The organism is Bradyrhizobium sp. Ken51 (assembly GCF_055807435.1).
Genome location: NZ_JBVVPB010000019.1, coordinates 87,026 through 109,380 on the forward strand (window position 1 = coordinate 87,026; position 22,355 = coordinate 109,380).

General features: G+C 64.7%; 26 protein-coding genes. 10 read left to right on the forward strand and 16 right to left on the reverse strand.

Going from position 1 to position 22,355, the window contains the following annotated elements; translation table 11 throughout:
* Window positions 1–43 precede the first annotated feature (43 nt).
* The 3 genes from AC0L27_RS28045 to AC0L27_RS28055 form a co-directional block, all read right to left on the reverse strand.
* On the reverse strand, window positions 44–757 hold the full coding sequence (locus AC0L27_RS28045) for a class I SAM-dependent methyltransferase (protein WP_473320985.1): 714 nt from the start codon (window positions 755–757) through the stop codon (window positions 44–46).
* Between the two features lie 255 nt (window positions 758–1,012).
* A complete protein-coding gene (locus AC0L27_RS28050) occupies window positions 1,013–2,710 on the reverse strand; it encodes a methyl-accepting chemotaxis protein (protein WP_473320986.1) in 1,698 nt (565 codons plus the stop codon).
* Between the two features lie 427 nt (window positions 2,711–3,137).
* Entirely contained in the window at window positions 3,138–3,302 is a 165-nt protein-coding gene (locus AC0L27_RS28055) for a hypothetical protein (RefSeq protein ID WP_275168354.1), read from the reverse strand.
* A gap of 102 nt (window positions 3,303–3,404) precedes the next feature.
* On the opposite strand from AC0L27_RS28055, the gene AC0L27_RS28060 reads away from it, so the two are divergent.
* Both AC0L27_RS28060 and AC0L27_RS28065 read left to right on the forward strand, forming a co-directional pair.
* Complete coding sequence (locus tag AC0L27_RS28060) at window positions 3,405–3,779, forward strand: hypothetical protein (protein ID WP_275168355.1); 375 nt, start codon at window positions 3,405–3,407, stop codon at window positions 3,777–3,779.
* Window positions 3,780–4,082: 303 nt separating this feature from the next.
* Window positions 4,083–4,337 carry a hypothetical protein gene (locus AC0L27_RS28065; protein WP_275168356.1) on the forward strand — a complete coding sequence of 85 codons (255 nt, stop codon included), beginning with the start codon at window positions 4,083–4,085 and terminating at the stop codon, window positions 4,335–4,337.
* A 39-nt stretch (window positions 4,338–4,376) separates the two neighbouring features.
* Here the strand turns inward: AC0L27_RS28065 and AC0L27_RS28070 are convergent, their stop codons facing one another.
* The 4 genes from AC0L27_RS28070 to AC0L27_RS28085 all read right to left on the reverse strand — a co-directional run bounded on the left by AC0L27_RS28070 (window position 4,377) and on the right by AC0L27_RS28085 (window position 7,033).
* Window positions 4,377–4,619 (reverse strand): hypothetical protein, encoded by a 243-nt coding sequence (locus AC0L27_RS28070; RefSeq protein ID WP_354058567.1) that lies wholly within the window; start codon window positions 4,617–4,619, stop codon window positions 4,377–4,379.
* 250 nt (window positions 4,620–4,869) lie between these two features.
* Window positions 4,870–5,577 (reverse strand): outer membrane protein, encoded by a 708-nt coding sequence (locus tag AC0L27_RS28075; RefSeq protein ID WP_354208633.1) that lies wholly within the window; start codon window positions 5,575–5,577, stop codon window positions 4,870–4,872.
* 287 nt (window positions 5,578–5,864) lie between these two features.
* The gene (locus AC0L27_RS28080) at window positions 5,865–6,260 is read right to left on the reverse strand and encodes a hypothetical protein (protein WP_354208677.1); all 396 of its coding nucleotides are present in this window, start codon (window positions 6,258–6,260) and stop codon (window positions 5,865–5,867) included.
* A 389-nt stretch (window positions 6,261–6,649) separates the two neighbouring features.
* Window positions 6,650–7,033 carry a His-rich protein BRANT gene (locus AC0L27_RS28085; protein ID WP_473320990.1) on the reverse strand — a complete coding sequence of 128 codons (384 nt, stop codon included), beginning with the start codon at window positions 7,031–7,033 and terminating at the stop codon, window positions 6,650–6,652.
* Window positions 7,034–7,285: 252 nt separating this feature from the next.
* On the opposite strand from AC0L27_RS28085, the gene AC0L27_RS28090 reads away from it, so the two are divergent.
* Window positions 7,286–7,828, forward strand: coding sequence for a tetratricopeptide repeat protein (locus AC0L27_RS28090; RefSeq protein ID WP_354058561.1), 543 nt, complete (start codon window positions 7,286–7,288; stop codon window positions 7,826–7,828).
* 107 nt (window positions 7,829–7,935) lie between these two features.
* The gene (locus tag AC0L27_RS28095; protein WP_354208631.1) at window positions 7,936–9,324 is read left to right on the forward strand and encodes a serine hydrolase domain-containing protein; all 1,389 of its coding nucleotides are present in this window, start codon (window positions 7,936–7,938) and stop codon (window positions 9,322–9,324) included.
* On the opposite strand, the gene AC0L27_RS28100 is transcribed toward AC0L27_RS28095, so the two are convergent.
* On the reverse strand, window positions 9,311–10,882 hold the full coding sequence (locus AC0L27_RS28100; protein WP_354255055.1) for a S10 family peptidase: 1,572 nt from the start codon (window positions 10,880–10,882) through the stop codon (window positions 9,311–9,313). The two genes, AC0L27_RS28095 and AC0L27_RS28100, sit on opposite strands and share 14 nt — an antisense overlap.
* 255 nt (window positions 10,883–11,137) lie before the next feature.
* On the opposite strand from AC0L27_RS28100, the gene AC0L27_RS28105 reads away from it, so the two are divergent.
* From AC0L27_RS28105 to AC0L27_RS28115, 3 genes are all read left to right on the forward strand, one after another.
* Window positions 11,138–11,917: an NAD kinase gene (locus AC0L27_RS28105; RefSeq protein WP_007602648.1), complete on the forward strand. Its 780-nt coding sequence runs from the start codon at window positions 11,138–11,140 to the stop codon at window positions 11,915–11,917.
* An 88-nt stretch (window positions 11,918–12,005) separates the two neighbouring features.
* The gene (locus AC0L27_RS28110; RefSeq protein WP_007602647.1) at window positions 12,006–12,551 is read left to right on the forward strand and encodes a response regulator; all 546 of its coding nucleotides are present in this window, start codon (window positions 12,006–12,008) and stop codon (window positions 12,549–12,551) included.
* A gap of 29 nt (window positions 12,552–12,580) precedes the next feature.
* Window positions 12,581–13,159 carry an Hpt domain-containing protein gene (locus AC0L27_RS28115; RefSeq protein WP_354208630.1) on the forward strand — a complete coding sequence of 193 codons (579 nt, stop codon included), beginning with the start codon at window positions 12,581–12,583 and terminating at the stop codon, window positions 13,157–13,159.
* Between the two features lie 114 nt (window positions 13,160–13,273).
* Here the strand turns inward: AC0L27_RS28115 and AC0L27_RS28120 are convergent, their stop codons facing one another.
* From AC0L27_RS28120 to folE, 4 genes are all read right to left on the reverse strand, one after another.
* Complete coding sequence (locus AC0L27_RS28120; protein ID WP_354208629.1) at window positions 13,274–14,449, reverse strand: DUF2336 domain-containing protein; 1,176 nt, start codon at window positions 14,447–14,449, stop codon at window positions 13,274–13,276.
* Between the two features lie 202 nt (window positions 14,450–14,651).
* The gene (locus AC0L27_RS28125) at window positions 14,652–15,683 is read right to left on the reverse strand and encodes a lytic transglycosylase domain-containing protein (protein ID WP_354208627.1); all 1,032 of its coding nucleotides are present in this window, start codon (window positions 15,681–15,683) and stop codon (window positions 14,652–14,654) included.
* A gap of 126 nt (window positions 15,684–15,809) precedes the next feature.
* Window positions 15,810–16,232: a phosphoribosyl-AMP cyclohydrolase gene (gene hisI, locus AC0L27_RS28130; RefSeq protein WP_275168366.1), complete on the reverse strand. Its 423-nt coding sequence runs from the start codon at window positions 16,230–16,232 to the stop codon at window positions 15,810–15,812.
* Between the two features lie 27 nt (window positions 16,233–16,259).
* Window positions 16,260–16,952 carry a GTP cyclohydrolase I FolE gene (gene folE / locus AC0L27_RS28135; RefSeq protein WP_007602630.1) on the reverse strand — a complete coding sequence of 231 codons (693 nt, stop codon included), beginning with the start codon at window positions 16,950–16,952 and terminating at the stop codon, window positions 16,260–16,262.
* A 231-nt stretch (window positions 16,953–17,183) separates the two neighbouring features.
* On the opposite strand from folE, the gene AC0L27_RS28140 reads away from it, so the two are divergent.
* On the forward strand, window positions 17,184–17,639 hold the full coding sequence (locus AC0L27_RS28140; protein WP_354058546.1) for an iron-sulfur cluster assembly scaffold protein: 456 nt from the start codon (window positions 17,184–17,186) through the stop codon (window positions 17,637–17,639).
* Window positions 17,640–17,697: 58 nt separating this feature from the next.
* Here AC0L27_RS28140 and AC0L27_RS28145 read toward each other — a convergent pair whose 3' ends face one another.
* Entirely contained in the window at window positions 17,698–18,597 is a 900-nt protein-coding gene (locus AC0L27_RS28145; RefSeq protein ID WP_354208626.1) for a COG3904 family protein, read from the reverse strand.
* Between the two features lie 253 nt (window positions 18,598–18,850).
* On the opposite strand from AC0L27_RS28145, the gene yidD reads away from it, so the two are divergent.
* Window positions 18,851–19,195, forward strand: coding sequence for a membrane protein insertion efficiency factor YidD (gene yidD / locus AC0L27_RS28150; protein ID WP_275168369.1), 345 nt, complete (start codon window positions 18,851–18,853; stop codon window positions 19,193–19,195).
* A gap of 85 nt (window positions 19,196–19,280) precedes the next feature.
* Window positions 19,281–19,493: a hypothetical protein gene (locus AC0L27_RS28155; RefSeq protein WP_354058540.1), complete on the forward strand. Its 213-nt coding sequence runs from the start codon at window positions 19,281–19,283 to the stop codon at window positions 19,491–19,493.
* Window positions 19,494–19,502: 9 nt separating this feature from the next.
* Here the strand turns inward: AC0L27_RS28155 and AC0L27_RS28160 are convergent, their stop codons facing one another.
* The 3 genes from AC0L27_RS28160 to AC0L27_RS28170 are packed head-to-tail and all read right to left on the reverse strand — an operon-like array spanning window position 19,503 to window position 22,346.
* Window positions 19,503–20,459 carry a PDR/VanB family oxidoreductase gene (locus tag AC0L27_RS28160; protein WP_354208625.1) on the reverse strand — a complete coding sequence of 319 codons (957 nt, stop codon included), beginning with the start codon at window positions 20,457–20,459 and terminating at the stop codon, window positions 19,503–19,505.
* On the reverse strand, window positions 20,456–20,977 hold the full coding sequence (locus tag AC0L27_RS28165; protein ID WP_354208624.1) for an MOSC domain-containing protein: 522 nt from the start codon (window positions 20,975–20,977) through the stop codon (window positions 20,456–20,458). Before AC0L27_RS28165 ends, AC0L27_RS28160 begins: the two co-directional genes overlap by 4 nt.
* A 55-nt stretch (window positions 20,978–21,032) precedes the next feature.
* Window positions 21,033–22,346: an MFS transporter gene (locus tag AC0L27_RS28170; protein ID WP_354255056.1), complete on the reverse strand. Its 1,314-nt coding sequence runs from the start codon at window positions 22,344–22,346 to the stop codon at window positions 21,033–21,035.
* Window positions 22,347–22,355: the final 9 nt, after the last annotated feature.

Genomic DNA, 22,355 nt, shown 5'->3' on the forward strand with positions numbered 1-22,355 from the left:
GCGACGGCAATCACTGACGCAACGGACGTTCCGCTCGCGTCCGTCATATCCCCCGGGCAGTGAGGACACCATCGGGCAGTTCATCCATCGCCCACAGCCCGAGGCTCTTGTCCCGCCAGCCGCCGTCGCCTTCTTCGCAACGCTCGTTGATCAGCGCGCGCGGTGCCGGCCAGTCGAACGGCGCCTTCTCCATGTTCAGCGCCCGCCAGTCGCCGTCCTCGCAATCGCGATTGCCGTCCCATTCGGGAAACGTCGTGACCAGCAGGAAATGCGCGCCGCTGGCGCGAAAGTTCGCCATGGCGCGAGAGATGTTGTCGAAACTCAGATGGACCAGACAGTCCCGGCAAAGAATGACATCGGCCTTCGGCAGCGCATCGCGCGTTATGTCGGCAACGCGGAAGCGGCCGACGAGTTCTCCCCGGGCCGCGCGCTCGCTGTTGGCCGCGATCAGCGACGGCACGATGTCGATGCCGGTATAGTCGATATCCAGCTTGATGCGGCCGATCCAGCCCGCGTCGCCGCAGGGCGCATCGAGCAGCGAGTGCGCGCCGAGCCGTTGCAGCAGTGCAGGAAGCGCCTCGCGGATCGCGGCGGTCGCGGGATCCTCGGAGCCGAGGCCCGACACCGAACTGGCTGCGCCCCACAGGTTGGTCTGCTCGATCCGCTCGAACCGCGCGGCGAGATCGAGGCCCGCGAAATTATCGCGGTCGGCGGCGAACCGCTCATGGGCGAGCACGGGTGGACGCTTGGCGGTCATGGGCGGGATGTGAATTCCGGCGCAGCCGCACTATACAGGCAAAGCGAGCGGTCCGAAATGGTCCGCAAGCGAACCTGCTTACGTCATCTGTCGCGTCCGGCCCCGATGCGCCCCACCACAGCCAAAGAGAAGGCCAGGATCGCCGCCGGCGCGGCGGCGGCCGTCGTCATGACGGCCGTGCTGTTCGCATTCGCCATGGGATTTCTGCTGGCGCGATGAGTGCGTAGCGCGGCGGACGAAAGCCGCCGCGCTGACTCAAGCGGCGCGCACCGTGTGGAGGAATTTCCCGACTTGGTCCTTCAGCCGGTTGCTGTCGGTCGCCAGCATCTTGGCGGTGGAAAGCACCTGCGAGGAGGCCGAGCCGGTCTCGGCCGCACCGCGCTGCACGTCGGCGATGTTGGTGGAGACCTTCTGGGTGCCGTGGGCGGCCTGCTGCACGTTGCGCGAAATCTCCTGGGTTGCGGCGCCCTGCTCCTCGACGGCCGCGGCGATGGTCGAGGACACCTCCGACAGCCGCTCGATCGTCGCGGAGATGTCACGGATCGCGTTGACGGATTCCTGGGTCGCGGTCTGGATGCCGGAAATCTGCTGGCTGATCTCGCCGGTCGCCTTCGCCGTCTGCTCGGCCAGCGTCTTCACCTCGGCGGCGACGACGGCAAAGCCGCGGCCGGCCTCGCCGGCACGTGCCGCCTCGATCGTGGCGTTGAGCGCCAGGAGGTTGGTCTGGCCGGCAATGGTGTTGATCAGTTCGACGACATCGCCGATGCGCGTCGCCGCAACCGAGAGCTCGCTGACGCGCTCCGTCGTGGTGCGGGCCTGGGTGACGGCCTCGCCCGCCATCCGCGCGGATTCCTGCACCTGCCGGCTGATCTCGTTAACCGAAGAGGACAGTTCTTCCGTGGCGGTCGCAACCGACTGCACGTTGACCGTGGCTTCGCCCGAGGCGACCGCGACGACGGAGGTCAGTTCCTGCGCACGTTGCGCGGTGGTGGCCAGCGTCGAGGACGACGCTTCGAGCTCGGTGGACGCCGAGCCCACCGTCTCGATGATCTCGCCGACCGCGCGCTCAAAGCCGTCGGCAAGGTTGACCATGTCGCGCTTGCGCTGATCGGCGGCCTGCTTCTCCACTTCGACCTGCGCAGCCTTGAGGCGCTCGACCTCGATCCCGTTGGTCTTGAAGATTTCGACCGTCCTGGCCATGTCGCCGATCTCGTCGCGACGGTCCTTCTCGGGCACTTCGGTCTTGAGATCGTTGCGGGCAAGGCCCTCCATGGCGAGCTTGAGGCGGGCAATCGGCCGGGACATCGCGTTGAGGCCGATGAACAGCGCGATCGCGATACCCAGGATCGGGCCGCCGGCGCTGACGCCGATCACGGTCCAGGTTGCGGATCTGGCGTCGCGGTTGATGGCGTCCTTGCGCTTGGCAACCGCCTGTGCGGTCTCGCCCACGAACTGGGCAATGCGCCCCAGGGCCGCATCCATCACCGGGTCGCACTCCTTGTGCGCGCGTTCGGATGCCTTCGCGTTCTCTTCCGGGCTGCTTGCGAGCGAGCCTGCCTTCAGCACCGGATCGCAGCCGGCGAATACGGCTTTCAGCTGGTCGCCGATGCTCTTGATCTGGCTCGCGCGCGCGGGATCGTCCTGCTCGGCTGCGTCGAGGTATTGGCGGATTTCATCGCGGTTCTGGGTCGCGGCCTTGAGGCGGTTGGCGTTGCCCGCCTCCGTCGCCTCGGTGAAGACCGCATAGAGCGCGGCATGATAGGTCTCGGCGCGGCGCTGGGCTCGCGTCAAGTTGAGCGCTGAGGATTGCGCGGCGGAAAGCTCGGCGAAGCCGTCGACAGTCGCCGAGAGTTCGCGCGTGCCGAAGCCCGCGACGGCGACCATGGCAAAGCCCATCACGGCCACGATCAGCGCGACCTTCCACACGATCTTCAGATTGTTCAAAACGCTCATTGCAGCCGCCCCAGTGATTTCCGCCGGCGCATATTCCCAGCACCGTGCATTGGAACCAGCTGACGTTAAGATTTGATGCCAAACATCCCGTGTAGTCTTACGGAAAACTAACTATTTAGGCTTTCGCCGTAAGCTTCGCGTAAGCTTCGGACTATTCGGGGTGCGAGCCTGGCGTGGAAAACCGGAACCGGTCGCCGGCGTCAGTCGTTGTCGGTCCATGCGGATCAGGGAAGAAAACCGAAACATATTTCTGCTGGCGACCGTTACGCTGTGCTGTAGCGCACTGGCTGGAGCAATTGCGCTGTTCGAACCGGCTCCGGCAAAGCAGCAGGCAGAAGCGTCGGCGATCGGCATGATCGCTCCGACGCCAGTTCGGGTGGTCGGGGCCCCGTTCGAGCCCAACCTCAATCCGCGGGAGCGCTAGCGCTCACACCGGCGAGACGTCGGCGCCCTCCTCGGGACGGCGTTTGGCGCGGGCCAACTCCTCAACGATCGCGATCACCTCCGCCCGTTTGTCGGGCGGCAGCGACAGGAACGCGCGGACGAGTCTCAGGCCCTCCGCTTCGGTCGAATGGTCTGCTTTGGCATCCATTCCCCACTGTCGGGCGGTCGGGAAAAATATGCAATCCCCCGCCCAACACCTTCTTGATTCGGCTGGCCAGCTTTGCTGGAATAGCCCCAACAGGGGTGCACCATGAAGTGGATCGCGGAACGCGACGCGCTGATTGCGCAGACAATGGCCTTCGTCCAATCGGTAACCGGCAAAAAGGATGACTTGCATCCACCGGAGATCCCGACGGCGGCAGTGGCCGTGTCGGTGCAGATCGTCCCCGCCAACACCGTCGTCGAGACCGAGCCACTTCAGGCCGCTCCGCCGCAGCCCTTACCTCTGCCTCCGCCGCGGATGGCGAGCCACGACGTCCGCACCGAGATGCAGGCCCGCATCGCAAATTTCCGCAAGCATCAGGAGCGGTTCGAGCGCGAGCGCGAGGAATATTGCGCGGCAACCCTGACCAAACTGCGCGCCGCCATCGGCGACGCCTCCCCCCGTCCGCCGGCTGACAAGTAAAGCCGGGGCCTCCCGTCGCGGGCTACAGCCAGGACCACACCAGCCAGAGATTGGCCGCGCAGGCGCCGAAAAGGGCCAGCGTGAGGGGCAGCAGCATGTGCCCGCAAGAGGTTTTCAGGTCGGTCGTCATGCCCGAAAACATCCCCTGATTCCGCCAAACGAGTCCCGGGGATTCTTTTTTTCGGGATTCAGGACTCGTTAAGGACTCAGGCCCCGGCGACTTCGATCACGGCCGCGTGATCGACCGACGAACGGAACCCCTCCCCCGCAAAGTCGTTAATGCGCTTTCCGGGAGCGGGAAGAATGCCCTACGCCCTGTTCTGCAACGACGCCCAGATCAGCAAGGCCTATCCTGACGAGGCCGACGTCTGGAGGCTCGCGCAGCGAAGTGGCCTCGTCGTGGACATCTCCGCGGATGACAACCGTCCCGGGCCCCGCCGGGTGCTCGACAACGATTATGAGATCAAGCCGTGCCGGGCCGCACAGGGTGAGGACCCGGCCCGGAACAAAGCCGAGGCCGATCGCCAGGCCAGGATGGAGCTTGAGCTCAATTCCTGAGGACAGCTCGAAGTCGGGAAGCCAGAGCTCAGGAAAATCTCAGGGCGTTGCGGTCGCGAGCGAGGCCTGCTCGCCAGCCAGAGCCACGCAGGCCTTCCGGCGATGCAGCCCGCGGATCGCGCCGGTGACCTTCAGCACCTTGCCGGAAGAGCACGAGGCATCCTTGACGAAGGCCACCTCATAGGGTGCCAGCATCAGAGGCTCGGATTTGAGGATTGTTTGGGCAGCGCACGGCAAACCGACGAAGCACGAGAGCACCACTGCCGACACCAAGATACGCATGTCCGTCGTCCCACCAGCCCGGTAATCGTCATATAACGCGTTCCGGCGCGCGAGTTCCGTAAGCGGCAAAAATTATTTTTGCTTTACCCGAGCTCCATGACGCGCGTGAGAACGCGCCCGCCAGAACGTTTGCTTGCAAATGACGCGCCAGATGGTTGACGCAATGCAAACAAAACTCGCCAACGAGGGCCGGGCAAACGAAAGGCCGGCGAGAGCCGGCCTTTGTTAGTTCGTGGTCATTGGTGGCGCGTCAGTAGCGCGAGGCTGCCGGACCGCCCCAGCCAAAGCGGTAGTTCACACCGACCTTGACGGTATGCTCGTCCTCCCGGCCGCGGACGCCGACAACGTCGACCGGACCGGAGGTGATCGTCGTGCTGCCGAAGTTGTAATACTGGTACTCGGCCTTGGCCGACCAGTTCGGCGCGAACATGTATTCGAGGCCAGCGCCGACAGTGTAGCCGTCCTTGCTGTTGCCGGTGGCGGTGAAGGTCTGCGGAACGCCGGCGATATTGACGCCAAGGCCGCCGTTGCGCCAGGCATAACCGCCCTTGGCGTAAAGCAGCGTCGGACCCCAGGTGTAGCCGATGCGGCCAGTCACCGAGCCGAGCTGGTCGGTATTGGAGGTCACCTGCGTGCCCAGCGGGAACGTGGCACCGCTGTTGTTGGTCGGCAGCCAGGAATACTGGGCCTCGACACCCATGACCCAATTGGGCGCGAACTGGTAGTCGAAGCCGCCCTGGACACCGCCGAGGAAGCGCGCGTCGCTCGACTGGAAGCTGCTGTCGCCGGCAAAGGCGCCGCCGACATGGCCGCCGATGTAGAAGCCGGTCCAGTTATAGATCACCTGCGGCGGCGTGTAGGCCGGAGCCTTGGTGTAGGTGCGCGCCTGCATGTCGGCTGCGGCAGCCGGCGCGGCCAGCGCAAGCAGGGCAACTGCACCCAGCAAAATCCTCTTCATGATCATCCCCGTTCTTTCAATTACGACACTCAGGAAACAACGTGGCGTGAATTGGGTTGCTTCGCGGCGATGCCGGAACGTTGATCGTTCGTGACTGTGACGGAGCGGCAACAACGCCGTTTTGTTCCGTCCCGCAGGCTGGTACCGACGGTTTTTTTCCGTCGGCTGCAACCTGCCGTACCGATTAGTCGCAACGCAAAGCCACCCCGTTCAAAGCTCGCCGAAATGTGATCCCGCAACTCCGGCGGGCTCTGTTCTATCACCCGGCGATGAAGGTGGGCTTTGCGCTACCGCGTCATCTTTTCAAGTTCCGGAAAGGCTACGTAAACCGCGCCCGCGCACAGCTCGTTGGCGCGATCGACGACGCGGTCCGCCCGGCCGTTGACGAAGATCACGGCGCGTTCTCTCATGGCCTTGTAGGTGCCGTCGGTCTCGCGTGGGGTGAAGTGCAGGCAGCTGACATAGAACTGCCGGCCGCCGACCTCGCGCTGCACCGGCTCGGCCATACTGGCGTCACGCACGCCGACGGGGTTGTTCAGGTAGGTGCGCATCAAGGCCAGCGTATCGCCGCGGAAATTATCCGGGAACGGTTGTGGGCCTCCGGCCTGGGTCCCCTCCATCAGAGCCGGACGATCACCGCCGCTGCCGAAACATCCCGTGAGCGCCAGCGGCAGTGCCAGCATCAACGCCAAGCTCACTGCGCGTTCCGCTAGTCGCCGCACCGCTCACGCTCTCCGCTCGATCAGTCTCGGAGACGTTCCAGCCCCAAGGTTGCAATGATGCATTGTCTACAGGTGTTTTGCCCGACAAGTCAAACGGCTTCGTAAAATCCGCAGATGAGCCACCCGTCAAACCATTGATTTATCTAGCATCGGGTACTGTGCATGGGGTTGTTTTCGAGGTTTTGGTTGCGGCCGCCAAATCTGGGACGTTGCTCGCGGGCATCATCACGGTCGTACCGGCCCGCCGCCAGCACCTCGAGCTTTCGCGCAAGGCGTGACGAACGGGCCGGCCTGAATTCCTCACGCGGCGGCTGGGGCAATGCTAGGACGCCGCCGCGCAGGATCAGTGGTTAGCTGCGCTTGTCCATCGTCGCCGGCTTGGTCACGTCCGGCTGCGTCTTCAGCGACTTCTTCGCTGAGAGATGCTTGTGGTGGTGGCGATGCGTGCGCACGGTCTTGTGCTCGTCGGGTGTGACCGCGGCGTTGGCATTCATCGCCTTCGACTTCGCGTCCACCTTGGCGTCGGCCTTGACGTCCGAAGCCTTGACGTCCGAAGCCTTGGCACCAGCCTTGAGGCCGGCGTCGGGTTTCGCGGCGGTGGTCGACACCTTGGTCTGGCTCTGGTCCGCCTTGATCACCGGCGTGGTCGTCGTGGTCTTGCCGGTCTCGGCTGCGAAGGCCGGGGCCGCGATTACGGAAGCTGCGAGCAAGGCTGCGGAAATCGTCTTCAACATGGTTGGTCTCCTCTTGGAAGGATCTTGAGGCGGGCGCCCTCTCGCCAACCCTTTGATCGTAGGTTGGAGGCTAGAGGGCACGCACTGAACCCAATCTGAAGCCCGCAGCAGGCTTCCGTTCATCTGGATGACAAGTTTGTCATCCGGCCGCAGGACGAATAGGCCGGGATGCCGGGAATGTTTTTGCCTGATGGGTGTTCCGGTCTTTGGGCAATCGTGTAGGATCGCCACGTTCCATACCGGAGAACTTCGATGCGCAAACTCTCAACGCTTCTTGTGCCGGGACTTGTCGCCATGACATTGGCGGCCGGGCCGGCTCTGACCAGCGCCTATGCCGCAGGTGGCGACACCCCCTCGTCACCGCCAGCGTCGGACACCTCGACCAAAAAGGGCAAGAAGAAGAGCTCCTCCATCAGCGATCCGAAATTCCTTGCTGCCTATCGCACCGCCTACACCACGATCTATGACAATCACGACTACACCGGCGCGATCGGCCAGCTGAAGTCGCTCAAGCGCGACGACGTCGCCGACGTCGCCAATCTGATCGGCTATTCCTATCGCAAGCTCGGCGACTACCAGTCGTCGAAGGTCTATTACGAGCTGGCGCTGAAGGACGATCCGAACCACGTCCGCACCTGGCAGTATTATGGCCTCTGGCAGCTCGAGCAGGGCAACCGCGAGCAGGCGCAGTATCACCTCAACAAGCTCGCCTCGCTCGCCGGCACTGACAGCTCCGAATATCGCTCGCTCGCCGCCGCGCTCGACAAGCCGACCGGCGCGACCCTCGTCTATTAGCGCATCGCATTTTCGAATGAGGCGACCGGGCACAACCGCAGGGTTGTGCCCGTTCTGCGTTCTCGGCTAGCTTGCCCACCAATCCTCCCCTCGCAAATCGGTGCGCAATGGACAAGTGGCTGCGATCCGCGATCGACTACATCGGCTCCTGGATTGAATTCCAGCACACCACAATCCAGCAGCCGGGCGTCATGGTCGCCTTCGTCCATCGCGGCGAGGTCGTTGCCGAGCATGCGTTCGGCCTCGCCAATCTCGACACCGGCGAGAAGCTCACCCCGCGCCACCGCTTCCGCATTGCCTCGCACTCGAAGAGCTTCACCTCGGCCGGCATCATGAAGCTGCGCGAGCAACGCAAGCTCCGGCTCGACGATTCCGTTGGCCAATATGTCGCCGGCCTGCATCCGCGCGTCGCCGAAACGACGATCGCGCAAGTGCTCTCGCACAGCGCGGGACTGACGCGCGACGGCGCCGATTCCGGCCAGTTCATCGACAGCCGTCCCTATCTCGACGCGAGCGAGCTGCTCGCGGAATTGAAGCTGCCGACTGCAATCGAGCCGGGCACACGCTTCAAATATTCCAATCACGGCTTTGGCCTGATCGGTCTCGTCATCGAGGCCGTGACGAAGGAGCCCTACCCGGTCTGGATCAAGCGCGAGATCATCGAACCCGCGGGCCTGCGCGAGACCGAGCCGGATGCACCGCTTCCCAAGGGCGCGTCGTTCGCGCGCGGCCACACCCGCAAGCTGCCGTACGGGGAGCGATGCGTGATCCCCGGCGACAATCCCGCGCACGCGATGGCCTCCGCCGCCGGCTTCATCGCGACCGCCGCCGATACCGCCCGCTTCTACGCGCAGCTCGCGCCCAATGCGAAGAAGAGCGTGCTATCGGTCGCGAGCCGCCGCGAGATGACGCGAAACCATTGGCGCGTGCCGCAAAGTTTCGAGACCTATTACGGCCTCGGCGTCAACGCCGGCAAAACCGACGGCTGGGATTGGTTCGGCCATGGCGGCGGCTTTCAAGGTTACATCTCCCGGACCTGCTCCATCCCCGCTTGCGAGCTCGCGATCAGTATCCTCAGCAACTCCATCGACGGCGCGGCGCCGTTCTGGATGGACGGCGCGATGCAGATCCTGCGCGTCTTTCAGTCCCGTGGTGCACCCGACCGCCGCGTGCGCGACTGGACCGGCCGCTGGTGGACGATCTGGGGCGCGAACGACCTCGTGCCGGTCGGCAACCGCGTGCTGGTCGCCAATCCCCAGTTCAACAACCCGTTCATGGACGCCGCCGAGATCGAGGTCACCGGCCGCGACACCGGCAAGCTCGCCTGGGCCGCCGGCTACTCCAGCCACGGCGAGCCGGTGCGCCGCATCCGCGACAAGCGCGGCAAGGTTAGTGACGTCTGGATCGCGGGCGCCAACATCAAGCCTGCGGCCGTCGTGGCGCGCGAGATCGCGCGGAGATACAAGCCGCGCAAGCGCCCGCCTACTCCCGAATGAGAGTCTCGACCTCGCTCCGAAGGGCCTGCCGCGAGCCGTCGCGCGAATAGAACATGTGGCCGCCGGGATAGACCACGAACTTGACTCGCTGTGTTGCGAACGCCGGCAATTGGTCGAGCACCCGCTTCGAGCCGAAATAGGGCGTGGCGAGATCGAACAGGCCGTGCGCGACCAGCACGTTCAGCTTCGCATCCGTGGCGAGGATCTGGCGCAGCTCGGAGACGGACTGCGGCGGGTTGATGCCGCGCCCGAAATCCCAGTGACCCTCGACGGCGCCGTTCAACACCTCGTAGGAGCCATCGGGCCGCCAGTTGAGCTTGCGTGTCAGCAGCTCAACCGCGGCGCTCGTCAGCGGCGCTTGCAGCGCATCGCCGGAGGGATCACCGAACCGCGAGCTGCTCGAATCCGGATAGGGATCGAAGCCGCGCACCGAGGCATCGTAGCGCCCTGTGACCTTGCCGTTCTTGCGGTCGAACTCGCGGCGGAATTCGCCGACATCGAAGCGGCCGGCAAGCCGGCGGCTGACCGCCTGGTCGATGCCGGTGAGTTCGGCGACCTTATCGGCAAGACGATTGGTCGCCTCCTTGTCCGCCTCGCCCTTGACGAGGTCGGCCAGGAATTCGCCGCGTGCGTAAGCCTCGACGTCGGCGAGATCGGCACGCTTGACCGGGCCTTTCGCCTCGCGCGCCACCGCGACATAGCTCGGCAGCGTCGCGACATATTGCAGGAGGCTGGTGCCGGTGAACTCGCGGAAGTCCAGGAGTGGCGACACCAGGATCAATCCCCTGACGCCGACGCCGTGCTGGAGCTGCAACTGGCGCACCACCTTCGGCCCGCGAATGCCGCCATAGCTTTCGCCGGCGACGTATTTCGGCGAGGTCAGCCGGTCGTGCTTCTCCAGCCAGCGGCGGATCACCAACGCGATCGAATTGACGTCGCCGTCGACGGAGTAGAACGATTTGCGCGCGTCATCGCCGGTCGCGACAAAGCGGCTGTAGCCGGTGCTGACGGGATCGATGAAGACGAGATCGGTGAAATCGAGCCAGGTCTCCGCGTTCGGCTTCACCTCGGGCGAGGCGGACGGCGACAGCGCTTCGCCATCGAGCGGTAGCCGCCACGGCCCGGCCGCGCCGAACTGGAGCCATGCCGAGGACGCTCCGGGCCCGCCGTTGAACAGGAACGTGACGGGACGCGTCGCACGGTCGGCGCCATCGAGCTCATAGGATGTATAGGCGATGTCGGCCAGCGGCTCGCCCTTGCCGTCGAACACGCGGATCGATCCGGCGGTCGCTGCGAAGTTGAGGGTGCGGCCGGGAAGATCAAGCGTCTGCTTCGTGTTCGAATCCGACGGAAGACGGTGCGGCTCGGCGGATGACGATGCATTCTGCGACGCGCTTTGTGCGCCGCCGCGACCGCCCTTTTGTCCGGCCGCCGCCTCGGCGCGCGGCTGCGGCGGATCGTCGGCGCGCGCAAATCCTGCGAGCGCGACTGCCGACACTGCCAGCACCAGCACCAGCACCAGCGTCGCACGGCGGAGCGCCGGGATCTTCATGTTCATGATCGTTCTCCCTGCCCGGCTGCAAGAACCGGCGCGGACGGTGAGGCTAGCTCGGAATTGCGACGGTTTGGGGGATCACAGGCCCGGCCGCGCCTGAAGGGCCCGGTTAGGCATAAATCGACCCGGTTTTGTCTTCAGGCCGAGATGGCCAGTTGCCAGTCTCCTTTGAAGGGCGGTCCTCCTCGACAATCGAGGTCGAGATCGTTAGACGAGCCCGGCGGAACTTTCTCCAGCCAGCGGCCCTGCCCGGAAGCCATGACCAAGCCAGCGCGATACGACCGGATCGCCTTCGTCGCCAGCCCGAGCAGCGAGGCGCAAGCCGCCTTCGGCCAGCTCACCAGGGACTTCGGCAATTGCGATCCGAAGGACGCCGACATCGTGGTCGCGCTCGGCGGCGACGGGCTCATGCTCCAGACGCTGCATCAGCACATGCATACGGGCAAGCCGATCTACGGCATGCACCGCGGCACCGTCGGCTTCCTGATGAACGAGTACTCGACCGTCGATCTTCGAGCCCGTCTCGAGGCGGCGCAGGAATCCGAAATCCACCCGCTCCTGATGCGCGCGACCGACGCCAACGACCGCGTCCACCTGCATCACGCCATCAACGAGGTCGCCCTGTTCCGCCAGACCTACCAGGCCGCGCGCCTGCGGATCCTGATCGACGAGCGCGAGCGCATGTCCGAGTTGATCGCCGACGGCATCATGGTGGCAACGCCGGCCGGCTCGACCGCCTACAATCTGTCCGCTCAGGGACCGATCCTACCGATCAACGCCGCGCTCCTGGCGCTGACGCCGATCAGCGCCTTCCGCCCGCGACGCTGGCGCGGCGCGTTGCTGCCGAACACGGCTTACGTCGTGATTGAGGTGCTGGAGGGCGACAAGCGCCCCGTGGCGGCGGTCGCCGACCACGACGAGGTGCGCGATGTTCGCCGCGTCGAGGTGCTGTCCGACAGGACCATCTCGATGCGCATGCTGTTCGACCCCGGTCACAGCCTGGAAGAGCGTATTCTGCGCGAACAGTTCGGCTCTTGAGCCGCCTCGCCGGACTGCAGATCGCAACCCTTCATTAACCCCCGGCGAGATATGGTTAACGAAAGTTGACCGCTCCGGCCCGGGCTCCATGTTCCGCATCGATTTCAACAAGCTGCGTTTCCTCGTCTGCGACGACAATCCGCACATGCGCCGCATCCTGCGGACGCTGCTGCATTCCTTTGGCGCGCGCGAAGTCTACGAGGCCGAGGACGGCGCCACGGCGCTGGAAATGTACAGCCATTATGTGCCCGACATCGTCATCACCGACTGGGCGATGCCGATCTTCGACGGGCTCGAGCTGGCGCAGATGATCCGGCAGCCGGAATCCAAGGGCAATCCCTACGCGCCGATCATCATGCTGACCGGCCATTCCGAGAAGCGCCGCGTCACGGTGGCGCGCGATGCCGGCGTCACCGAATTCCTGGCCAAACCGATCTCGGCCAAGGGGCTCTACCAGCGCATCCTCAACGTGGTCGCCAGTCCCCGCCCCTTCATCAAGACCAAGACCTATTTCGGCCCGGACCGGCGCCGCAACATCAACTCCGCCTATATGGGCCCCGAGCGCCGCGTCGGCGAAAAGCACGAGGTGCTGCAGCAGCCCTCGCTGCTCGACAAGGCCCGCTCCACCATCTAGCGCAACGTCTCTCACGATCGAGGCCGACCATGGCGAAGAACAGCGCAAGAGACATCGAGATCACGGCCTTCGCCACGCATCAAATCATCACACAGCCCAACCCGCTGCGGTCGGTCCTGCGCCGTGTCGAAGAGAAGGACATGGACGATCCGGTCGGCCGCGCCGAACAGGCACTCGCGGGCCTCGCCGGCGAGTTCAAGGACTGGATGGCGACCGAGATCAATCGGCTATCGGCCGCCTACGTCGCCATCCGACACGACGGCTTCACCAAGGACAGGCGCGACGAGTTGTTTCGCGCCGCGCACGACATCAAGGGCGATGCCGCGACCTTCGGCTATCCGGCGGCGGCGGGCGTAGCCGAGAGCCTGTGCCGCGTCATCGAGCACGCGCCCGATCTCGAAAAGGTGCCGGCCGAGTTGTTCACGCACCACATCAACGCCATCCTCGCCATCGTGCACGAGAATACCAAACTCGACAGCATCAGCGTCTCCGCCGAGCTCGGCCGGCGCCTGCGGAAGGTCGCCGACGACTATCTCGCCCACGCCAACCGCGACCGCCCCGAGCATCTCGAGGTGATCCTGGCGCCCAGCATCGCGCCGGCGGGGTAGCTTTTCCCTCTCGTCATTGCGAGCGTAGCGAAGCAATCCAGACTGTTCCCGCGATGGGATTCTGGATTGCTTCGCTACGCTCGCAATGACGGAGTTTTTCGGAACCGGCTCGAACTACGCCGCAATCAGCTCGCCATACACCGGATCAACCGTCTCGTCCGCGACCAGCTCGTCGCAGAACAGCCTTGCCTCTTCGCGGGCGGATTCGGTGGCGAAGCGGCGCAGCAGGACCATCAGCGGCTCCGTCGCGCCGCGGTCGGTCTCGCAATGGGTGAGCACGCGCTCGACCATGCGGCGGCGCAGCCGCGCCGCATTGTCGTCGCTGTCGACGAAGCCTTGCTCGTGGCAGGCATCGAGGGCGACTTGGAAGGCCGCAAACGTCGTCTCGGGAAGCCCGGCGCGACGGAGCAGCGCGTGCAGGCTGTTGCCGCCGCGATCGTGCAGCAGCGCGGACACGCGCGCCAGCGGCAACTCGGCGAGCTCAGCCAGCGCCGCATCGAACAGGTCGAGATTACTCGACAGAAGCGCGCGCAGAATGAGACCCGCGGTGAGCTGGCCGGTGATGCGCAGGTGCCGAACCAGACCTTCCATGTCTTCGCCGCGCGAGCGCGCCGCGATGTTCATGGTGGAGCGGTCGCGCGCCTCCGTCGCGATGCGCTCGGCGCGGTTAGCAGTCAGCCAGTTCCGGGCCACGACGAATTGAGCCAGCGTCTCCGAGAGTTTTGCCACCAGCGCGGCGCGCGTTGCGGACGGCAGATCCTCCAGCACCAGCATCGCCTCGCGGATCGCAGCGAGATGGCCGTGACGCTCGACGATGCGATCCCAGGAGAACGGCGCAAGCTCGGCATGAGGATTTTCGATCAGCTCGAGCGCTGCCGCCGCGCAGCCGACTTCGGCAATGGCGGCGCAGACCGATACCGGTAGCGCGATGCGGCGCGCGACGGCGCACTGCACCTCGTCGTTGCCGGTCGCGACGATGTCGACGAGATCGGCGTCGATCAGCAGCGGAGAATGTTCGAGCACGGGCAACGCGACGGTCGGCTGGTCCGCCGACAGCGCCCGCACGATCGACGCCGGCGCCTCGGTGCTGCGCGCAAACGCCTCGGCCATCGCCTGCCGCACCAGCGGCGAGGCATCGTCGAGCAGCATCAGAAGCGCGCCTTCAGCAGCAACACGGTCGTCATGGGAAAGGTCTGAGATCAGCCAGGCCCGGGCCAGCGCCCGCGTTGCCTCAGCCCGCTCGCCAGCGGGCGCCGTCCTGATCCAATTGATGAACTGCCGAACGATCATGGTGCTTCCGGCTACGCAACGAAGACGAAGCGGTGACGGCTTGTCACCTGCAACACAAAATAAACCACGACGCTTAACAAAGCGTTCACCATAACTGGCTGGTTTTATTGACGTTTTGTTAAGGGAACAACGGCGACCCGCACGCGCCGGGACGTGCGCAGCAGCGTTCACGCTGCGACGCGTCCGAGACACGGGGTGCGTGTTAGCTTGAGAACGTGCCGCTGCGATCGCTGAAGAGATCAAGCGGCTGCGGCGGCCGGACGTCGGGCGTCGCCGATGCGGCCGAGGTCGCGACCGAGGTGAGCGAGGCATTGTTGCCCCACAATTTCTGCACGGTCGTCGAGACCGGCTGGGTGGTGTCGCCGGGCTGATAGATCGAGCGAAACACCGGCGTGCTCGGTGCATTGTCCGCGACCGTCATTGGCGCTGTCGCGCTGACCGGCGTTACCGCGCGCGTGTTCGGAAAGGTCTGGAGATACGCGGCATTGTCGATCAGCGGCGCGGCAGGCTGTACGCCGTTGGCGCTCGCGACCTGCGTGGCCGACGGCGTGCCGCCATACATCGCCATCGCGCTGCGGGTGGCTTTCGAATTTGCCGCGCTGGCGTAGCGTGCATCCAGCACCGAATAGACCTCGGAGACGCTGCGCGCGCGGCCGTCCTTGGCGTAGAAGATCGAGCGATTGGCGGAGGCCGCGTTAGGAAACAACCGCGCGCCGACCGCTTGCGGATTGTCCTCGGCATTGGCGATCAGTTTCGCGGCGCCGCCGACCCCCATGAAATGCGCCATGTAGAGTTCGCTGTCGGACGGCCTGCGGCCGAGCAGGCCGGTGAGCTTGAAGCTGTTCGACTGCGTCAGCGCAGCCGCCATGCTAGACGCGGCCTCCGGATCGTCGCGCAGCTTCATGATCGACCGCTTCATCGCGGGATCATCGACGGTGTAGGTGCCCGACGACGTCCTGGTGATGGCGTCGGAATAATTGCCATAGCCGAGCTGGGTGCCCGCTTCCTTCACCGTGCCGAGCCAGGTCTGGTCGATGAACTGGTAGAGCCCGTGCGCCGATGACGTAGTCGCCCCCGCCGTGGGATCGAAATCCGATTCCATCTTGGCGGTGGTCAGCATGTACTGGAAGCTGACGCCGCCGACGTTCGAAGCCTGCTTGATCGCACCGGCGACGCGTGCCCGCGACGGATCGAGAACCGCCGTCGGAGAGGCACTGGAATTGTCGACCGACATGATGAAATGCCCGCCCCGCGCGGCGTTGAGGGGCGCCGGCAATACGGCGCCCTAATCGTCTCACCGTGGGACAGGTATGGTTAATGCGGGGTTAATCCGGGCCGGCACCTCCGCATGACGGAAGGACTACTTCTTGTACACCGCGTCCGGATCGAACAGCCTGTCTGCATCGACGAAGACGAGCCTGGCGCCGCCGTCTTCGGCCTCGACCTTGCGGTAGAAGCAGGAGCGGCGGCCAGTGTGACACGCGGCACCGATCTGCTCGACACGGAGCCAGACCGCATCCTGATCGCAATCGGTGCGGATCTCGACCACACGCTGGGTCTGACCTGAGGTCTCACCTTTTCGCCACAAGGCATTGCGCGAGCGGCTGAAGTACCAGGCCTCGCCGGTCGCGATGGTCTTGCGCAGCGCCTCGTCGTTCATGTGCGCGACCATCAGCACGTCGCCAGTGGCGACGTCGGTCGCAACGACGGTCACGAGGCCGGCCGCATCGAACCTGGGAAGGAAGGCGAGACCTTCCTCGGTTTCATGAGAGTGAGCGGACACAACGCCCTCGCCGGTCTGTTCGCGAGGTCAGCGCTGCAGGCCTCGCACCAGGGACAGAAAACGGGCCTGCTCCGCCGGATTGTCGCGGAACATGCCGGTGAAGCGGCTGGTGAAGGTGGAGGCGCCATGCTTGGCGACGCCGCGCACCGACATGCAGGTATGCTCGGCCTCGATCAGCACGGCAACGCCGCGCGGCTTGAGGATCTCGTCGATCGCCGCCGCGATCTGCGCGGTCATGTGCTCCTGGGTCTGGAGCCGGCGGGCGAAGATGTCGGTGAGGCGCGCAAGCTTCGAGAGGCCGACCACGCGTTCCACCGGCGTGTAGGCGATGTGCGCCTTGCCATAGAACGGCATCATGTGATGCTCGCATTGCGAGGTGAACTCGATGTCGCGCACAAGGACGAAATCATCATAGCCGGCGGTCTCGCCGAAGGTGCGATCGAGCACCTCGGCTGGGCACTGGTGGTAGCCCTGATAGAGTTCGTCGAAAGCCTCGACCACGCGGCGCGGCGTGTCGAGCAAACCCTCGCGGTTGGTATTCTCGCCGATATAGGCGAGCAGCGTCTTAACCGCCTGCTCGGCCTCGGCGCGCGCGGGGCGCGGCTGGTCGGCGCGGACGGCGGCTGCGAGGAATTCGGAAGGATCAAGCTCCGCCGGACGGCTCTCGGGCTGCCGGTCGGAGGGCTTGTTGGGGCGGATGGATTTGATGGTAGCGTCCATGTCTACTCCGTTCGACGGCCTTGCGGCCGGAGTGTCACCGGCAGACGGGGCGGCGAACCGCCGGACGCCTGAGAGAACAGTTTCGGCGAAAAGATCTGCAAGTTAGAACGCCGACAGCACGGTTCTGGATCACACCACTGCCGCAGCGCTGGGCTGTTTTTCCGCCAGTTCCGACCCTATATAGGGCCGTGGACGGCGCACGCCAAGGCCGATCCTGCTGGACTCCATCACATGCTGAACGACATTTATAACAAGCGGATCATCGAACTGGCCGGGAATATTCCGCGGCTCGGACGGTTGTCGGACCCGGATGCCACCGCCACCGCCCATTCCAAGCTGTGCGGCTCGACCGTCAAAATCGACCTCAAGATGGAGGGCGACAAGGTCACCGACTTCGCCCACGACGTGAAGGCCTGCGCGCTGGGACAGGCGTCTTCATCCATCATGGCAAGTCAGATCGTCGGATCGACTGCGAGCGAACTCCGCGAGTTACGCGAAACTGTTCGCAGGATGCTGAAGGAGAACGGCGCGCCTCCTGAAGGCAAATGGGAAGAGATCAAGTTCCTCGAGCCGGTCCGCGACTACAAGGCGCGCCACGCCTCGACGCTGCTGACCTTCGATGCCGTGGTCGATGCCATCGGCCAGATCGAGGCGAAGGCGAAGCAGCCGGCTGCGGCGCAAGGCTGATTCCGGAGGCTGATTCCGGGCTCGTCGCTGGGCCCGAAATGAAATCGGCAATTCGAGGCTACTTCTGCGACGCCGCAACCGGCGTGGCCACGCTGCCCGTCGGGACCAGCGCTTCCGCCGTCTTGGTCGATTTGGCAGGCTGCTCCGGTTCCGCACCGAACCTCGCCTGGGTCTTCGGTGCAAGCTCCGCCATTGCCGGCGCCGAGATGTCGACATGCGGCAGCACGTCGGCCACGAGATCCGTCGTCACGAGATTGGTGAGCTTGAGCTCCCCTGCATCGAGCTCGTGCAAATCTTCCCAGGGCGGGACGCTGAGCGCGAGCGACAGCAGATCGCCGGCACCGCCCATGTCGAACGTGTATTTGGCGAGCCGGCCGATGTCGCGCTCCACGATCATCAGGTCCTGCGCGCTGTAGCTCGCCGCCTTGGCATCATCGGCGCGATCGCCCATCCAGATCTGGTGGACCCGCACATGGGCCGCTTCCGGCACGTAGCGCTTCTTGCCGGCCAGCAGCAGGAATACGCACATGGATTCGCAATAGGCCTGAGGCGCGACCGCCGGACGAACCGTCTGCCCGCCGCGGCTCTGAACGCTGATGCCGACGGTGGTCAAAAGTCCGAGATTGCGGAAGCGCCGGCCGAGCGTGATCGCGTCGTTGACGGATCCGCCGCTGGAATCGAGCACCACGGTGGCGCCACCGAGCTGGCGTCCGCGGGAAAACTCTTCGAAGTCCCTGGGCGTATCGGCGGTGATGATGCCGACCGCGCTGACCCAACCGCGGCAATTCGGCTCGCAGGCGACCCAACCGAACTTCATCGGCAGCTTGCGCTCTTCGAGGGCAACACCGGCCCGAGCCGACGACCCAAGGGTCGCGACGGCGCCAGCCAACACGACTCCACAAGCAGCGGTTCCCACCAGCAACCAGCCGCGAAGTTTGAGCAACTTCAGAAGTTTCAAACTGGTCCCTTCCCCAAGTCCCAAGCTTTAGCCCAAGCCTTACAGCGAGCCGACTCAGCCAAGCCCCGTTCTGACGTTCCAATGAGTCTCACATGAACGTCACAAAAATGGTATCCGGGGGAATACAGCTCGTCCATAGGCACTTGCTGCACTGCTCCCAAAAAGCATGCAAAATATGACGTACAAACAACAGCTTACAGTTCCCTGCACCGGAACCGCGCAGAACCTCGCCCAGGATCTCAGCAAAGCGCCCATGAAGCAATCAGCCTGCGAGCACTGTTCCAATCCCGTCGCGGGCGCGCTCCGGCTTCCGCGCAAATTCGGCCGTGCGCTGATCTGGCTCTACCGCCACACGCTCTCGCCGCTGGTTGGCTACAATTGCCGGCACCTGCCGACCTGCTCGGTCTATGGCGACGAGGCGATCGAACGGTTCGGGCTGTGGGCCGGCGGCTGGATGACGCTCGCGCGCCTGCTCCGTTGCAACCCATTCGGCACCTCGGGCATCGACAACGTGCCCCTCACCGCGCCACAGGGCGCACACTGGTACTCGCCTTGGCGCTACGGCCGCTGGCGCGGCGTCAACGCATCCCAAGACTGATGCGGCGCCTTAGGCGTCGCTCCCCTGAGTGGAACCGAAATTCTCCCCTCGCGTTGATGTGATGCTCCCGCGGGAGGAAACAACAATGCGCTGGAAAATCAGCCCTCATTTTCACGTCAGGTCTAGACCGGATTCGCGGGGTGGTTCGCGAGGCCACGATCCCAGAACCCTCGACATGCTCGCCATCATCGCTCTGCTAATGCTCGTCGTCGGCTCCGGCTGGTATTTGGCGACGAGCACTGCCACGCCGCCCAGCACAACGGCATTCATCGTGCCGAGCCAGAGCGTGCACTGGTAGGGCTAGACTTCAGAGGTCCAGCACCAGCCGGTCGGCGTCCGATCCGGCGACGCAGATCATGAGAAAGCGTTCGCGCTCATAGGGCGACAGGACGCGATCGCGGTGCACGGGCTTGCCCTCGATCCAGCCGACCTTGCAGGCGCCGCAGATGCCGCCGCAGCAGGACGTCGATATGTCGATGCCTCGTTCCTGCAAGGCGGCCAGCATGGTCTGGCCGGCGCGAACCGGGATTTCCGTCCCCGTACGCGCCAGCGACAGCACGAATGGCTTTGCGTCGGGGTCGATCACCGGCCGCGGCGCCACGAAACGCTCGATGTGAACGTTGGCTGCGGGCCAGGCTGCGGTCACCCCCTCGAACTCTTCGGTCATGCCTTCGGGCCCGCAGCAGGCGACCATCGTTTGCACCTTAACCTCTCCGACCAGCGACGCCAGATCCGGACGCCCGGCGCAGGACGTGCGGTGCACGACGACACGCCCCGCTTCCATCAGCGGCGCGAGGTGTGCGGCAAGCGGCACCTCCTCGCGCACGATGAGGTGCAGCACAAAGTCTGCATTGCCAATCTGCAGGAGGTGACGGGCCATCGACAGGAACGGCGTCACGCCGATGCCACCCGCGACGAACACATGGCGCGCAATGTCCGCACCCGGCTCCAGCCCGCCGCGCGGCAGTGACACGCCGATGACGTCGCCTATGCCAACCTCGTCGTGAAGCGCGCGCGAACCGCCGCGCCCATCGGCCTCGCGTTTGACCGCGATGACGTAACGTGAGTTGTCGGCGGGCTCGTTGCACAGCGAATAGGTCCGCACGAGACCGTTCGGCAGATGCAGGTCGATGTGGGCGCCAGGCTTGAACGGCGGCAGGGTCCAACGGTCGGGATCGGCCAGCGTGAACACCTTGATCCCCGCACCGGCCCCTTCGATGCCGGCGACAACCGTCTTGATCGTCGTGATGGGCCGTACGCTCATACCGCGTTCCGCACGGTGTCGCCGACCCTGACGATGCCGCCTTGCAATATCCTGCAGTTCAGGCCCGAGCGGTTGATGAGCGGATCGAAGATCGCCTTGCCGGTGATCTCCTCGATATGCCGGCATGGAATCGATAATCTGGTTGCTTCCAGCAAGGTCTCACCTAACCAGAAGCGGCGGCCGACCAGATGATTCAACGGCACGCCCTCGACCGTCACGTTGCGGCGATGCTCCTCGGGACCGAGTTCGATTCCCGCGTCGCGCTTGAGCGCGATCAAGGTTTCGAGCTCGAACAGGGTGACCTGCCGGCCCTCCTCGGGCTTGTGCGAATAAAATCCTTCCTCGCGCCCGATCATGTAGCGGTCGCCCTCGATCCCTTGGCCGGCGACGAGAACGAGCTGCTCCATCGCGCGCATTGGCAGGAACGCGCGTGGAGCGAGATGGAGGAAGCGGACTAGGCCAGTCCAGCCGAGGCGTGCTGTGCTATCAGCCGAGCCGGCGCCTATCTCATCGAGCATGACAAAATCCTTGTGAGAAGCGATGGCGCGCCGCCAGCAGCGGCGCGCCGCGGGATCAGGTCAGTTCCTTGTTCGCCATTTCCGGCGCGAACATGGTCGCGGTCGCCGTGATGGCGGCGCAGCCGATCAGCAGCAGTGAAACCGGCCAGGTGGCACCGCCACTCCAGGCCATCAAAGCCGCCGCAATCAGCGGCGTCAATCCGCCACTGATGGCCGCCCCGACCTGAAACCCGAGCGAGGCGCCGCTATAGCGCAGCCGCGCGGAAAACAGCTCGGAGTACCAGGGCGCGCCGATACCGAACATCACCATCTGCCCGAAAGTAATCGCGACCACGATGGTGCAGATGACGAGGGTGGGATCGCGGGTGTTGAGCAGCCAGAACAGCGGAAAGGCAAACAGCGCCGAAAACAGACAGCTTGCATAGAACATCTTTTTGCGGCCGACGATGTCGGACAGCCAACCGAACAGCGGAATCGCGAGCAGCGCGACCAGCGATGCCGCGAAGGCGCCGTTCAACACCACCGTACGAGACAAGCCAAGATTCGCCGTGGCATAGGACATCACGAACACGCCGCCGATGCTGGCGTAGGCGATCTCCGAGATTTTCAGCCCGACCGCGGTAAAGAAAGGCCGGCGGTGATGCCTGAAGATCTCGACCAGCGGCAGACTTGCGACCTCCTTTTTGGCCTGGACCTGACGGAAGGCCACGGTCTCTTCCATGTTGAGGCGGATGTAGAGACCGACGCCGACCAGCAAGATCGAGATCAGGAACGGAATGCGCCAGCCATAGGACATGAACTCACTTTCCGGCAGGCTCGCCACCAGCGCAAACATGCCGATCGCGGCGAGATTGCCGATGGGATTGCCGACCTGCACCATGCTGCCGAGCAGGCCGCGGCGGTGCGTCGGGCAATTCTCCACCACCATCAACACCGCACCACCCCATTCGCCGCCGAGGCCAATGCCCTGGAGGAATCGCAGGCCAATCAAGAGCAGCGGCGCGGCGATCCCGATCTGCTGATAGGTCGGAAGCAGGCCGATCAGGAAGGTGCCGATGCCCATCACCATGATCGTGATCGCGAGCATCGCCTTGCGGCCCACCCGGTCGCCGTAGTGACCGAAGATCGCGGCGCCAAGCGGTCGCGCCAGAAAGCCGACCGCATAAGTGCCGAAAGCCGCGATGGTGGCGAGCGTGGGATTACCGGCAGCGAAGAAGACCTTGTTGAAGACCAGGGCGGTCGCCGTGCCGTAGATGAGGAAGTCGTACCATTCGACGGCGGTGCCGATCACGCTGGACCACACGATCCGCCGCAAGCTCGCCGCTTCGTCCGGCGCTACGTTCAGGGTTACGTCGTCTGCTACGGTCATCGATGTCTC

What these genes read in the sequence shown, in the direction of transcription:
- AC0L27_RS28160 (WP_354208625.1), bottom strand. Translation starts at nt 20,459, where the DNA reads ATGAGCGTACGGCCCATCACGACGATCAAGACGGTTGTCGCCGGCATC.
- yidD (WP_275168369.1), top strand. Translation starts at nt 18,851, where the DNA reads ATGAAGCAATCAGCCTGCGAGCACTGTTCCAATCCCGTCGCGGGCGCG.
- AC0L27_RS28090 (WP_354058561.1), top strand. Translation starts at nt 7,286, where the DNA reads ATGCGCAAACTCTCAACGCTTCTTGTGCCGGGACTTGTCGCCATGACA.
- AC0L27_RS28055 (WP_275168354.1), bottom strand. Translation starts at nt 3,302, where the DNA reads ATGGATGCCAAAGCAGACCATTCGACCGAAGCGGAGGGCCTGAGACTC.
- AC0L27_RS28095 (WP_354208631.1), top strand. Translation starts at nt 7,936, where the DNA reads ATGGACAAGTGGCTGCGATCCGCGATCGACTACATCGGCTCCTGGATT.
- AC0L27_RS28065 (WP_275168356.1), top strand. Translation starts at nt 4,083, where the DNA reads ATGCCCTACGCCCTGTTCTGCAACGACGCCCAGATCAGCAAGGCCTAT.
- AC0L27_RS28170 (WP_354255056.1), bottom strand. Translation starts at nt 22,346, where the DNA reads ATGACCGTAGCAGACGACGTAACCCTGAACGTAGCGCCGGACGAAGCG.
- AC0L27_RS28120 (WP_354208629.1), bottom strand. Translation starts at nt 14,449, where the DNA reads ATGATCGTTCGGCAGTTCATCAATTGGATCAGGACGGCGCCCGCTGGC.
- AC0L27_RS28110 (WP_007602647.1), top strand. Translation starts at nt 12,006, where the DNA reads ATGTTCCGCATCGATTTCAACAAGCTGCGTTTCCTCGTCTGCGACGAC.
- folE (WP_007602630.1), bottom strand. Translation starts at nt 16,952, where the DNA reads ATGGACGCTACCATCAAATCCATCCGCCCCAACAAGCCCTCCGACCGG.
- AC0L27_RS28125 (WP_354208627.1), bottom strand. Translation starts at nt 15,683, where the DNA reads ATGTCGGTCGACAATTCCAGTGCCTCTCCGACGGCGGTTCTCGATCCG.
- AC0L27_RS28100 (WP_354255055.1), bottom strand. Translation starts at nt 10,882, where the DNA reads ATGAACATGAAGATCCCGGCGCTCCGCCGTGCGACGCTGGTGCTGGTG.
- AC0L27_RS28050 (WP_473320986.1), bottom strand. Translation starts at nt 2,710, where the DNA reads ATGAGCGTTTTGAACAATCTGAAGATCGTGTGGAAGGTCGCGCTGATC.
- AC0L27_RS28045 (WP_473320985.1), bottom strand. Translation starts at nt 757, where the DNA reads ATGACCGCCAAGCGTCCACCCGTGCTCGCCCATGAGCGGTTCGCCGCC.
- AC0L27_RS28165 (WP_354208624.1), bottom strand. Translation starts at nt 20,977, where the DNA reads ATGCTCGATGAGATAGGCGCCGGCTCGGCTGATAGCACAGCACGCCTC.
- AC0L27_RS28115 (WP_354208630.1), top strand. Translation starts at nt 12,581, where the DNA reads ATGGCGAAGAACAGCGCAAGAGACATCGAGATCACGGCCTTCGCCACG.
- AC0L27_RS28060 (WP_275168355.1), top strand. Translation starts at nt 3,405, where the DNA reads ATGAAGTGGATCGCGGAACGCGACGCGCTGATTGCGCAGACAATGGCC.
- AC0L27_RS28070 (WP_354058567.1), bottom strand. Translation starts at nt 4,619, where the DNA reads ATGCGTATCTTGGTGTCGGCAGTGGTGCTCTCGTGCTTCGTCGGTTTG.
- AC0L27_RS28155 (WP_354058540.1), top strand. Translation starts at nt 19,281, where the DNA reads ATGCGCTGGAAAATCAGCCCTCATTTTCACGTCAGGTCTAGACCGGAT.
- AC0L27_RS28075 (WP_354208633.1), bottom strand. Translation starts at nt 5,577, where the DNA reads ATGAAGAGGATTTTGCTGGGTGCAGTTGCCCTGCTTGCGCTGGCCGCG.
- AC0L27_RS28105 (WP_007602648.1), top strand. Translation starts at nt 11,138, where the DNA reads ATGACCAAGCCAGCGCGATACGACCGGATCGCCTTCGTCGCCAGCCCG.
- AC0L27_RS28085 (WP_473320990.1), bottom strand. Translation starts at nt 7,033, where the DNA reads ATGTTGAAGACGATTTCCGCAGCCTTGCTCGCAGCTTCCGTAATCGCG.
- AC0L27_RS28140 (WP_354058546.1), top strand. Translation starts at nt 17,184, where the DNA reads ATGCTGAACGACATTTATAACAAGCGGATCATCGAACTGGCCGGGAAT.
- AC0L27_RS28080 (WP_354208677.1), bottom strand. Translation starts at nt 6,260, where the DNA reads ATGCTGGCACTGCCGCTGGCGCTCACGGGATGTTTCGGCAGCGGCGGT.